Source organism: Pseudomonas sp. SR18, assembly GCF_023701505.1.
Lineage (GTDB): Bacteria > Pseudomonadota > Gammaproteobacteria > Pseudomonadales > Pseudomonadaceae > Aquipseudomonas > Aquipseudomonas cyclaminis.
The window spans coordinates 28,506-41,101 of sequence record NZ_JAMQAU010000024.1 but is presented as its reverse complement, the minus strand read 5'-3'; the positions used below and the strand labels follow the sequence as shown (position 1 = coordinate 41,101).

The 12,596-nt window shown below is 62.4% G+C and carries 8 protein-coding genes; 6 read left to right on the top strand and 2 right to left on the bottom strand.

The features are described from left to right. Positions 1–103 precede the first annotated feature (103 nt). The 4 genes from NDJ82_RS25805 (at position 104) to NDJ82_RS25790 (ending at position 7,628) form a co-directional block, all read left to right on the top strand. Positions 104–1,015 carry an SDR family oxidoreductase gene (locus tag NDJ82_RS25805; protein WP_099587269.1) on the top strand — a complete coding sequence of 304 codons (912 nt, stop codon included), beginning with the start codon at positions 104–106 and terminating at the stop codon, positions 1,013–1,015. 483 nt (positions 1,016–1,498) lie between these two features. Next, positions 1,499–3,280 (top strand): DUF1302 domain-containing protein, encoded by a 1,782-nt coding sequence (locus tag NDJ82_RS25800; RefSeq protein WP_250926562.1) that lies wholly within the window; start codon positions 1,499–1,501, stop codon positions 3,278–3,280. Positions 3,281–3,306: 26 nt separating this feature from the next. After that, entirely contained in the window at positions 3,307–4,665 is a 1,359-nt protein-coding gene (locus tag NDJ82_RS25795; protein WP_099587271.1) for a DUF1329 domain-containing protein, read from the top strand. Between the two features lie 461 nt (positions 4,666–5,126). Then, a complete protein-coding gene (locus NDJ82_RS25790; protein WP_191960103.1) occupies positions 5,127–7,628 on the top strand; it encodes a helix-turn-helix transcriptional regulator in 2,502 nt (833 codons plus the stop codon). Here NDJ82_RS25790 and NDJ82_RS25785 read toward each other — a convergent pair. Further along, complete coding sequence (locus tag NDJ82_RS25785; protein ID WP_191960104.1) at positions 7,625–8,497, bottom strand: AraC family transcriptional regulator; 873 nt, start codon at positions 8,495–8,497, stop codon at positions 7,625–7,627. The genes NDJ82_RS25790 and NDJ82_RS25785 overlap by 4 nt on opposite strands. 138 nt (positions 8,498–8,635) lie before the next feature. On the opposite strand from NDJ82_RS25785, the gene NDJ82_RS25780 reads away from it, so the two are divergent. Beyond that, complete coding sequence (locus NDJ82_RS25780; RefSeq protein ID WP_250926561.1) at positions 8,636–9,547, top strand: DMT family transporter; 912 nt, start codon at positions 8,636–8,638, stop codon at positions 9,545–9,547. A 108-nt stretch (positions 9,548–9,655) separates the two neighbouring features. Here NDJ82_RS25780 and norR read toward each other — a convergent pair whose 3' ends face one another. Next, positions 9,656–11,200 carry a nitric oxide reductase transcriptional regulator NorR gene (norR, locus tag NDJ82_RS25775; RefSeq protein WP_191948313.1) on the bottom strand — a complete coding sequence of 515 codons (1,545 nt, stop codon included), beginning with the start codon at positions 11,198–11,200 and terminating at the stop codon, positions 9,656–9,658. A 147-nt stretch (positions 11,201–11,347) separates the two neighbouring features. Here norR and hmpA point away from each other — a divergent pair, with 147 nt between their 5' ends. Continuing rightward, positions 11,348–12,529: an NO-inducible flavohemoprotein gene (gene hmpA, locus NDJ82_RS25770; RefSeq protein WP_250926560.1), complete on the top strand. Its 1,182-nt coding sequence runs from the start codon at positions 11,348–11,350 to the stop codon at positions 12,527–12,529. Positions 12,530–12,596: the final 67 nt, after the last annotated feature.

Sequence of the window (12,596 nt, the reverse complement as noted above, 5' to 3'; positions counted from 1 at the left end):
CTCTGCCTTATCGAGCACCATTCAGCCCCGGCCGTCTTTATTGTGACCAGAGGCTGGGTGCCCGACACTCGACCCATTCCCATTGTCGCCATTGGAGTTCGGTATGAGTGAGTCAGTGCAGTTCCAGGATAAGGTCGTGATCGTCACCGGTGCCGGCGGCGGATTGGGCCGGGCCCATGCGCTGTTGTTCGCCAGACACGGGGCCAAGGTGCTGGTCAACGATCTCGGCGGTTCCACCCAGGGCGAAGGCGCCAATGCCTCGGCGGCCGACCGGGTGGTGGCCGAGATTCGCGAAGCGGGCGGGATCGCCGAAGCCAACCACGACTCTGTCACCGACGGTGACAAGATTGTGCAGAACGCCCTCGACGCCTTTGGCCGCATCGACGTGGTGGTCAACAATGCCGGCATCCTGCGCGACAAAACCTTCCACAAAATGGAAGACGCCGACTGGGACCTGGTGTACCGCGTGCATGTCGAAGGCGCCTACAAAGTCACCCGCGCCGCCTGGCCCCATCTGCGTGAGCAAGGTTACGGCCGGGTGATCTTCACCGCGTCCACCTCGGGTATCTACGGCAACTTCGGTCAGTCCAACTACGGCATGGCCAAGCTCGGCCTGTATGGCTTGACCCGCACCCTGGCGCTGGAAGGGCGCAAGAACAACATCCTGGTCAACGCCATCGCCCCCACGGGCGCCACGCGCATGACCGAAGGCCTGATCCCGCCGCAAGTGTTCGAGCGTCTCAAGCCGGAACTGGTCAGCCCGCTGGTGGTGTACCTGGGCAGCGAAGCCTGCCAGGAAACCTCGGGGTTGTTTGAAGTGGGCGGTGGCTGGATCGGCAAGACCCGCTGGGAGCGCAGCCTGGGCGTGGGCTTTGATCCCGAAGCCGGCTTTTCGCCGGATGATGTGGCCGCGCACTGGCAGCAGATCTGCGACTTCGAAGGGGCGGCTCATCCCAAGGACAACATCGAGGCCTTGAAGGAGATGATGGCCAACTTGCAGAAATACAGCCTCTGATCGTTGCTTGAAAAAGATTGAATCCTACGGGGCGCTGATGGCGCCCCGTTTTATTTCAGGCAAAAAAAAGCCACTGCAAACGCAGCGGCTGAAGTAAGACGTTGGATCAAGGAGCGACAAATCAACGTCAGTGAACACCGGTAACAGATTGAAAAAAGACATCAATCCATTTGAATCTGGCTTTTCTTCCGTTGGCAGGAAACGGACTGTTTGCCCTGAAAGCCCGGCAAGAATAGTCGTTTGTAACAGCATGAGTAATAGCGATTCACGACATGCACTGTTGTCAAAATTGCAACAGTTACGGCGCTCGCCATCCACGCCCCTGATAACCCGCCATCCACCCGGTCCATGCCCCCGCCCAGACCCAGGCCAGAGCGCCTGCTAATCCTTTCGAGCGACAACACGAATCCCTCCTTGGTGCGCTTATCGCTCCTGATGCGCGGCAGTAGGGTGGGGCCTTCTGTCACTCACCGGGGAAGACGCATGACAAAAACAACAATGCGCGCCATCTTCACGCCACAGGCGCTGGCCGCTGCGGTTGCCTTGGGTTGCTGCGCCCAGGCTCAGGCTGTTTCGTTCAATATTGGCGAGATCGAAGGGCAATTCGATTCGTCGTTGTCGGTGGGGTCGAGTTGGGGCATGCGCGATGCCGACAAGAGCCTGGTCGGTACCGTCAATGGCGGCACCGGCCAGGCTTCCACGGGGGATGACGGGCGCCTCAACTTCAAAAAAGGCGAGACCTTCTCGAAAATCTTCAAGGGCCTGCACGACCTTGAGCTCAAGTACGGCGACACCGGTGTGTTCGTGCGTGGCAAGTACTGGTATGACTTTGAACTCAAGGACGAAGACCGCGAGTTCAAGCAGATCAGCGACCACAACCGCAAGGAAGGCGCCAAGTCCAGCGGTGCGCAGATCCTCGATGCCTTCGTCTACCACAACTACTCCCTGGGCGACCTGCCGGGCACCGTGCGCGCCGGTAAGCAGGTGGTCAGTTGGGGCGAAAGCACCTTCATCGGCAACTCCATCAACAGCATCAACCCGATTGACGTGTCGGCGTTCCGCCGGCCCGGTGCCGAGATCAAGGAAGGCTTGATCCCGGTGAACATGCTGTTTGCGTCCCAGAGCCTGACCAACCAACTGACTGTGGAAGGGTTTTATCAGTTGGAGTGGGACCAGACCGTACTGGACAACTGCGGCACCTTCTTTGGCGGTGACGTAGCGGCGGATGGTTGCACGGGTAATTACACCGTAGGCAGTCCGGGGATCGCAGCGTTGCAACCGATCGCCGCATCACGCGGCCAAGGCTTTGTGGTGACCCGCGAGGGTGTGGTGGTGCAGCGTGCCGGCGACCGTGATGCGCGGGACTCCGGCCAATTCGGTGCAGCCCTGCGCTGGTTGGGTGACGACACCGAGTACGGCCTCTACTTCATGAACTATCACAGCCGTACGCCCACTGTCGGCACGATTACCGCCAATACGAACCTGGCGACCATTGGTGGCATCGCCGCCGCCGCTCCTGCAGGTTTCGGTTCAGCCCTGGCCCAGAGCACCATGCTCGGCCGTGGCCAGTACTATCTCGACTACCCGGAAGACATCCGCCTGTTCGGCGCGAGCTTCTCCACCACCTTGCCCACCGGCACCGCGTGGACCGGGGAAATCAGCTACCGGCCCAATGCCCCGGTGCAGTTGAACACCACCGACTTGACATTGGCTTTGATCAATCCGATCGCCGGCCAACTCGCTTCACCCATCCGCAGCAACTTCGGTGACGACAACAAGGGCTACCGCCGCAAGGAAATCACCCAGATCCAAAGCACCATGACCCAGTTCTTCGACCAGGTCCTCGGCGCCGAACGCCTGACCCTGGTCGGCGAGGCGGCGGTCGTCCATGTGGCTGGCCTGGAGGACAAATCCAAACTGCGTTATGGCCGTGATTCGGTCTACGGCGCCTACGGTTTCCAGGGTGACACCGACGGTTTTGTCACCTCCACCTCCTGGGGCTACCGCGCGCGGGCGATCCTCGACTACAACAACGCGATTTTCGGGGTGAACCTCAAGCCCAACCTGTCCTGGTCCCATGACGTGGCTGGTTACGGACCCAACGGGATCTTCAACAAAGGCGCCAAGGCCATCAGCGTCGGCGTGGATGCGGACTACCGCAGCACCTACACCGCCAGCCTCAGCTACACCGACTTTTTCGGCGGCGACTACAACACCCTGACCGACCGCGACTTCCTCGCCCTCAGCTTCGGCGTGAACTTCTGATTTGGCTTAAAGAAGGACAAGAACCTATGCGTAAGACAATTGCAGTGTTGGCCCTGAGTTTGTTGGCCGCCCACGTGATGGCAGCCGTATCGCCTGAAGAAGCGGCCAAGCTGGGCACCACCCTCACGCCAGTCGGCGCCGAAAAAGCCGGCAATGCCGACGGCTCAATCCCGGCCTGGACCGGCGGCATCCCGAAAAACGCCGGCGCGGTGGACAGCAAAGGCTTCCTGGCCGACCCGTTTGCCAGTGAAAAACCGCTGTTCGTGATCACCGCCGCCACCGTCGACAAGTACAAAGACAAACTCTCCGACGGCCAGGTGGCGATGTTCAAACGCTACCCCGAGACCTACAAGATCCCGGTGTACCCGAGCCACCGTACGGTCAACCTGCCGGCGGATATCTACGAGTCGATCAAGCGCAGCGCGCTCAACGTCAAGGCGATCAACGACGGCAACGGTCTGGAGAACTTCACCGGCAACCGTTACTACGCGTTCCCGATTCCGAAGAATGGCGTGGAAGTGCTGTGGAACCACATCACCCGTTATCACGGCGGCAACCTGCGCCGCATCATCACCCAGGCCACCCCGCAGACCAACGGCAGCTACACGCCGATCCGCTTCGAAGAAGAAGTGGCGGTGCCCCAGGCGATCCCGGATATCGACGCGGCCAAGGCGGCCAACGTGCTGAGCTATTTCAAGCAGTCGGTCACCGCCCCGGCGCGTCTGGCGGGCAACGTGTTGCTGGTGCACGAAACCCTCGACCAGGTGAAAGAGCCGCGCCTGGCCTGGATCTACAATGCTGGCCAACGCCGCGTGCGCCGTGCGCCGCAAGTCTCCTATGACGGGCCGGGTACCGCGTCCGATGGCCTGCGCACCACCGACAACTTCGACATGTTCTCCGGCGCCCCCGACCGCTACGACTGGAAGCTGGTGGGCAAGAAGGAGATGTACATCCCCTACAACAGCTACAAACTCGATTCGCCGAGCCTCAAGTACGACGACATCATCAAGGCCGGCCACATCAACCAGGACCTGACCCGCTACGAACTGCACCGCGTGTGGGAAGTGGTCGGCACGGTCAAACCGAGCGAGCGGCACATCTACGCCAAGCGCCACATGTACATCGACGAAGACAGCTGGCAAGTCGCGCTGGTGGATCACTACGACGGTCGCGGCCAACTGTGGCGCGTTGCCGAAGGCCATGCGCAGTTCTACTACGACCACCAGGTGCCGGCCTACACCGTCGAAACCCTGTACGACATCATTGCCGGTCGCTACATCGCACTGGGCATGAAAAACGAGGAGAAAAGCAGCTTCGTGTTCGGCTTCGCGGCCAAGGCAGCGGACTACACCCCGGCCGCGTTGAGGGCTGAAGGCGTTCGCTGATCCCGGATCGAAGCGCAGTCAACATGTGAGAGGGGGCTTGCCCCCGATGAGCATGGGCATCTACACAACTTCCGGAGGATGCTCAATCTATGGCAAATGGGCTGTTGTGGTGAGCGGGCTTGTCCCGCGCTGGGCTGCGCAGCAGCCCCAAAACCTTCACCCCGATTGGTTCTGGCACTCTGCGGTGACCTTATTGGGGCTGCTTCGCAGCCCAGCGCGGGGCAAGCCCGCTCACCACAGGATTCTGTGTCGGCCTTTAAGAGTTGTGTAGATACTCATGCCCCGATGAGGGAGTATCAGTCACTGGATTGGTTGACTGATACACCGCCATCGGGGGCAAGCCCCCTCCCACTTCTGTGCATGGCCTTCAATCACCCTGCTGAATACTTCTTCAACAACCCCCCGCCACAGGACTAGGGTACGCAACACGTTGCATAACAATAAGAACGCAGGATGCAGCAATGACTGCCATGACACGCTGCCTGGACCGTCCTGGATTCATGCCCCGGCTGTCCGCCCATCATCTGCTGCGCCCCCGCCTGGCCGAGCCTTTGCTGGTGGCGCAGGCGCGCGTCAAGTTGTTGTGCGCCCCTGGCGGCAGTGGCAAGAGCGCGTTGCTCGCCGAGTGCGCGTTGCAGGCGCCTGCGGGTTGCCAAGTCTATTGGTTGCCGCTCAATGGCGCGTCCCTCAGCCCTCTCGACCTGTGCCAGCGACTGGCGCAAAACCTGGGCCTGACGTTTACCGACGAAACTACCTTGCTGCTGGACCTCAGTCGTTGGCAGGCGCCGGCGTGGTTGTTCCTCGATGATTTCTGCCGCTTGCCCGCTCCCGACACCGACGCCTTGCTCGACCGCCTGCTCACCGCCAGCAGCCCGGCGCTGACCTGGTGGCTGGGCGCTCGACGGCGTCCGGCCTGTAACTGGCCGCGACTGTTGCTTGATGATGAGCTGCTTGAGTGCGGCGCTGAACTGGCCTTTACCCCTTCGGAAATTCAGGCTCTGCTCGGCCATGCGCCGGCTCAGTCCGTCGACAGCGTGATGCAGTTCAGCGCCGGTTGGTGCGCGGGTGTACGCATCGCGTTGCTGGGCGACGGTCATCCCGACAAGACCCTGCTCGACTACCTGCAACATGAACTCTTCAGCACGCTGCCGCCGGAGCTGGCCGAGGCCTGGCGCGTGCTGGCCCATCTGCCGCGCTTCAATGCGGGCCTGTGCGAGCATTTGTTCGGCGCGGGCGACGGTGGCCAGTACCTGCGGGATTTGCAGACGCTCGGCGCATTTATCGAGCCGTGGGAAGACACCGACTGGCTGCAGGTTTTCCCGCCGCTGGCGCAACTGATGCACGACGAACCCTGGCCGGCCAAACGCTCCTGGCATCGTCGCGCTTGCCAATGGTTTTGCACCGAACAGGACTGGCAGGCGGCTTTCGAACAAGCGCTGCTGGCCGAAGAATATGAAATGGCCGTGAGCTTGTTGCAGCACTTCAGCTTCGAGGATCTGTTCCGCCAGCAGAACGCCGTGTTGCTGTTGCGCCTGCATGAGCAGCATGGCGATGAATTGATGCTCGGCTCGGCGCAATTGGTGGGGTTGGTGACCGCCGCATTGCTGTTTGCCGGGCGCTTCGAACAGGCGGCTGCGTGCATCGATCAGTTGGCCCGATTTGCCCCGCAACCCTCGGCGGCGCAACAGCGTTATCTACTGGCGCGCTGGCAGGCGCAGTGGGGCTGGCTACTGCACCTGGGCGGCGATGCCGAGGGTGCCCGTCTGCATTTTCTTGAGGCCCTGCAAGCGTTGCCCGACAGCGCCTGGACGTCCCGTTTGATGTGCCTGTCGGGCCTGACCCAGCAAGCCTTGCTGCGCGGCGAGCTGGATGTCGCCCAAGGCCTGAACCGTGAAGCGCTGTGCCTGGCGCGCGCCCATGGTTCGTTGCTACTGGAGGCCTTGCTGGAACTGGATCACGCGCAATTGCTGGAACAGCGCGGCGCGCCGTATCGGGCGCAGAGCCTGCTGGAAACGGTGCAGGCGATGTTGCTCAAGCAGCGACTCAAGGCTGGGCCTTTGGTGGGGCGCATTGCGTTGCGGCGCGGGCATTTGGCGCTGCGCCAGGGCCAGGACAGCCTGGCCGCCGAGTGTTTCGAGACTGGCTTGAAGATGTGCCTGCACAGCCAGGACAAGCGCGTGCTCTACGGATATCTCGGCCTGGCGCTGCTGGCTGCCAACCGGGGTGATTACGCCCAGGCGTTTATCCAACTGCGCGAAGCCGAACGGCTGATGCAGCAACGCCAGGTGCCGGACACTGTGTACCGTGCGGTGCTGTTGTTGGTCAGCGGGCATTTCTGGTTGCAGCAAGGCCGCGCCGAATTGACCGTGGAAGCAGTGCGCCGTGTGCTGCGCCACTTTCGTGGGCCCCAGGGCAAACAAGCGCCGCCGGCCACCCTGGAACTGATCCCGCGCCTGGAATACCTGCTGGTGCTGGCGGAGGTAAAACTGGGCTGCGCCGAGCAACCCATAGAACGGCTCAACGTGTTGCTGGCAACCACCCACCAGCGCGGCATGCTCTGCCTGGAAACCGAGCTGCACCTGGTCCTGGGTGAAGTGGCGTGGCAACTGGGCGACCCGGCCTTGGCGCGCCGTTCGCTGCAAACCGGCCTGGACCTGGTCGCACGTTGCCAGGTGCAACAAGCGATTCGCGAGCTGCGCTTGCGCTCGCCGGGACTGTTGAGCGAGCTGGGCATGGAGCCTCAGGCATCAACCCCCGGCACGCTGGAAAACCCTTTGAGCCAGCGTGAACTGGAAGTGTTGCAACTGATCGCCCTGGGCAGCTCCAACCTGGAAATCGCCGACCGGCTGTTTATCTCCCTGCACACCGTCAAGACCCACGCGCGGCGCATCCACAGCAAGCTGGGCGTCGAGCGGCGCACCCAGGCGGTGGCCAAGGCCAAAACGTTGGGCTTGATGGTCTAAATGAACGCCAGACGGTAGTCGCCGGGCGTAGCGCCCATGGCCTGGCGGAAGCGATGGGTGAAGTGGCTGGCGCTGGAGAATCCGCACAGCAAGGCTATCTCGCCCAGGGGCAGGGCACCGCCGCGCAGCAGGCTTTGCGCACGACTCAGCCGACGCGCCAATAGATATTGATGGGGCGGCAGGCCGAAGCTTTGGCGGAACATCCGCGCAAAATGGTATTCCGACAGCGCGCACAGGCCAGCTAATTGGCCCAGGCTGATGGGGTCTTCCAGGTGCTGGTCGATGTAGTCCACCAACAACCGTCGCTGGTATGCCGCCAACCCCCCTTTCAAGCGCAGGCCTTCTCGGGCGCCTACCTGGCTGAGCAGGGTGTGGCTGAGCATTTCATGGGCCAGGCTGCTGGTCAGCAGGCGTTCGGCGGGCTCCTGCCAATTGAGCGCGATCAACTGGTGGAAACGTCGGGCCTGGCTGTCGTCTTGCAGAAAGGTGCTTTCGCGCAGCTCCAGGGCGCGCGGCTCGCGGTCGAGCAGGGTGACGCAGCCCAAGGCAAATTGCTCGGGGCTGAAATACACGTGGGCCAGGCGGATTTCACCGTTGATCACCCACGCCGACTGATGCTCGGCGGGCAGGATGCACAGCTTGTCGGGGCCGCCCTTGGTGCCCGGCTGGTCACGCCGAAACGTGCCGGTGCCACCGCCGATGTAGCAGGACAGCGTGTGGTGGCTAGGCGCCTGGTAGTCCTGGGAATCGTGATGATTGCTCCACAAAGCCGCCGACAAGCCGTCACCGAGCTCGGCGCAGGCTTCAAGGCGTGCGTTGGGCGAACGGTTAAGCGCTTGAAAGACTTGCAGGGATTCCAGATCTGACATGGTGTGTGTTCTCCGACGCCTTGCATCCTACTCCGCACGGCTGGAGCTGTGAGCCCAGCGCCCGACAAAAGCGCAAGAATGTGCAAGAACGTTACGAACGTTGAAGGCGACACTGTGGCTCAATCGATGGAGCCCGCTATGAACCTTTCCCTGTATTTACTCACCGTGCTGATCTGGGGCACCACCTGGATCGCCCTCAAATGGCAATTGGGCGTGGTGGCGATTCCTGTGTCCATCGTCTATCGCTTTGGCCTGGCGGCGCTGGTGTTGTTTGCATTGTTGCTGCTCAGCCGCAAGTTGCAGGTGATGAACCGGCGCGGGCACTTGATCTGCCTGGCCCAGGGGCTGTGCCTGTTCTGCGTCAACTTCATGTGCTTCCTCACCGCCAGCCAGTGGATTCCCAGCGGGTTGGTGGCGGTGGTGTTTTCCACCGCCACGTTGTGGAACGCACTCAACGCCCGGGTGTTTTTCGGCCAGCGGGTGGCACGTAACGTGTTGATGGGTGGCGGTCTTGGTCTGGCGGGGTTGGGCTTGTTGTTCTGGCCGGAACTGGCAGGGCACACCGCCAGCCCGCAGACCTTGCTTGGTCTGGGCCTGGCGTTATTGGGGACGATGTGTTTCTCGGCCGGCAATATGCTGTCCAGCCTGCAACAGAAGGCCGGCCTGCGGCCGCTGACCACTAACGCCTGGGGGATGTTGTACGGCGCCTTGATGCTGGCGACCTATTGCCTGGTGCGCGGCATTCCGTTTGAGATGGACTGGAGCGCACGGTATGTCGGCGCCCTGTGGTACCTGGTGATTCCGGGTTCGGTAATCGGCTTTACGGCCTACTTGACCCTGGTAGGGCGCATGGGGCCGGAGCGGGCGGCGTATTGCACGGTGCTGTTCCCGGTGGTGGCGCTGAATGTGTCGGCGTTTGCCGAGGGCTACCAATGGACCGCGCCGGCGCTGGCGGGGTTGGTGCTGGTGATGCTGGGGAATGTGTTGGTGTTTCGCAAGCCGAAGGCGGTTCAACCGACGACTCCGATCCTTCAGGCAAAGCAGGTTTAGTGTGGGAGGGGGCTTGCCCCCGATGGCAGCGTGTCAGCCAGACCACTATCGGGGGCAAGCCCCCTCCCACATTTCCTGCATTTCATACATTTGGCCGAGTTGTCCTTGCTATTTGAGGCCAAGGCGCTTGGCCATGCGGCCCAGGTTGGCACGGTCCAGGCCCAGTTCGCGGGCGGCGCTGGCCCAGTTGTGCTGGTGGCGTTCCAGGCAGGCGCTGATCACTTGGCGCTGGTAGGCCTCTGTGGCCTGGCGCAGATCGCCGGTAACGGCCAGGGCTGTTTCTGCCGATGCTTCGATCACCGGTGCGCTGACATCGGGCAAGTCCAGATCCAGGGCACTCAAGCTCAGAATCCTCGGCCGCTCACGACAGCTCCCCAGTGCTTTCAACGCGCTGCGTCCGATCAAGTGCTCCAGCTCGCGCACATTACCCGGCCAGTTGTAGGCCAACAGCGCCGCCTGGGCATCGCTGCTCAGGCGAAGACTGCCCAGGCCCATGCGTGAGCGGTTCTGCTCCAGGAAGAAGCCCGCCAGCAACAACACATCGCGCCCGCGCTCGCGCAGTGCCGGCACTTGCAGCGGGTATACGCTCAGGCGGTGATAGAAGTCGGCGCGGTAGCGGCCGTTGCGCACCTCGTCCGCGAGGTCGCGGTTGGTGGCGGCGATCAGGCGTACATCCACCTGGTGCTCCTTGTCCGAGCCCAGGCGCTGCAACTGGCCGCTTTGCAGCACCCGCAGCAGCTTGGCCTGCACGGCCAGCGACAACTCGCCCACTTCATCCAGAAACAAGGTGCCGCCATTGGCCAGTTCGAACTTGCCGCGACGCTCGTTCAGCGCGCCGGTAAAGGCGCCGCGTACGTGGCCGAACAACTCGCTTTCCACCAGGGTCTCCGGCAGGGCGGCGCAGTTGAGGCTGATCAGTGGTTTGTCCGCACGATGGGAGGCCGCGTGGATAGCCTGGGCCACCAGCTCTTTGCCCACCCCGGTTTCGCCGGTGATCAGCACGGTAAGGTCGCTGCCGCCCACCAGTTTGATTTCTTCGATCAGGCGCTTGTGGCTTTTGCTCTGGCCGATCATTTCCTTGTGCTGCTGGCCGCTGGCCTGGCGGTAGATCTCGGCGCGCTGGTGCTCGTCTTCGGCGCGCAGGGCCAGGCGTTCGATGCGTTCGGCCACGTTGACGGTGGCGGCGGCGAGGCTGGCGAAGGCTTGCAGGGCGTCCAGCTCAACCCGTTCGAAGCGCTCGGTGTCGAGGGCATCCAGGGTCAGCAGGCCCCAGGGCTGGTCGTCGATGAATAGCGGGCAGCCCATGCAGTCGTGCACTTGCAGGTGTCCGTGCAAGCCATCAACCAGGCCGTCGTAGGGGTCGGGCAATTCGCTGTCGCTGTCAAAGCGCGTCGGGCCGGGGCTGCCGAGCAGCACGGCGAAGCGCGGGTGCTCGCTGACCTTGAAGCGCCGGCCCAAGGTGTCGGCGCTCAGGCCATCGACCGCCAGCGGCACCAGCCATTCACCGTCCAGGCGCAGCAACGCGGCGGCGTCGCACGGCAGCAGGGCGCGCATGGCTTGCAGCAGGCGACGGTAACGCTCGCCTTCAGGCAGGTCACGGGACAGGTCGGCGACCAGGGGTAGCAGGGTGGTGAGCAGCGATTGCGCAGTCATAATGACTCCTTGTAGTCCTTATGACTATAAAGTGTAGGAAGTCATATTGACTATGTATTATTTAAGTCATTGAAAAATATAGGTTTATTGTTTGGCACGAATACTGAGTAGCTAAGGGCAATCAGTAAAGAAGCCCAGGAGGCTCCCATGCTTAGTGCCCAAGACCGTGCCATCGTCAAATCCACCGTGCCCCTGCTGGAAAGCGGCGGTGAAGCGCTGATCACCCACTTCTACCGCATGATGCTTTCGGAGTACCCCGAAGTCCGTCCGCTGTTCAACCAGGCCCACCAGGCCAGCGGCGACCAGCCCCGCGCCCTGGCCAATGGGGTGTTGATGTACGCGCGGCATATCGACCAGCTCGATCAACTGGGCGACCTGGTGGCGAAGATCATCAACAAGCACGTGGCCTTGCAGATTCTGCCGGAGCATTACCCGATCGTTGGCGCCTGCCTGCTGCGGGCGATTTCCGAAGTGCTGGGCAGCGAGATTGCCACGCCTGAAGTGATGACGGCCTGGGGTAACGCCTACGGCCAGTTGGCAGACATCCTGATCGGCGCCGAAGCAGCCATCTACGACGAGAAAGCCCAGGCTCCCGGCGGCTGGCGCGGTGCGCGGCCGTTCCTGCTGGTCAAGCGGGTGGAAGAGAGCGACGAGATCGTTTCGTTCTACTTCGCCCCGGTGGATAACGGACCGATTCTCGCGGCGGCCCCAGGCCAATACATCGGCATGAAGCTGGTGCTGGATGGCGAAGAAGTGCGCCGCAACTATTCCCTGTCGGCCTTGAGCGATGCGGGCCTGTACCGTATCAGCGTCAAACGCGAGGCCGGTGGGCGGGTGTCCAACTATCTGCATGACCAGTTGCACGTCGGCGCAACCATTGACCTGTTCCCGCCGTCGGGCGAGTTCACCCTGGCGGCCAGCGACAAACCGTTGGTGCTGATCAGCGGCGGCGTGGGCATCACGCCGACCTTGCCGATGCTCGAAGCGGCCTTGGCTACGCAGCGCCCGGTGCACTTTATCCACTGTGCGCGTAACGGCGGGGTGCATGCGTTTCGCGATTGGGTGGATGGCCTGGCGGCGCAGCACCCGCAGCTCAAACGCTTCTACTGCTATGCCGAGGACGACGGCATCAGCCCGGCGGCCGACAAGGTAGGTCTGCTGAACCAGGAACAACTGGCCGCCTGGCTGCCCGAACAGCGCGACCTGGACGCCTACTTCCTCGGCCCCAAAGGCTTCATGGCCGCCATCAAGCGCCACCTGAAAGCCCTGGGCGTACCCGAGCAGCAGGCCCGCTACGAATTCTTCGGCCCCGCAGCCGCCCTGGAATAGCCCTCTCAGAAATACCACTGTTCCAAATGTGGGAGGGGCAAGCCCGCTCCCACATTTTGATCTGTGT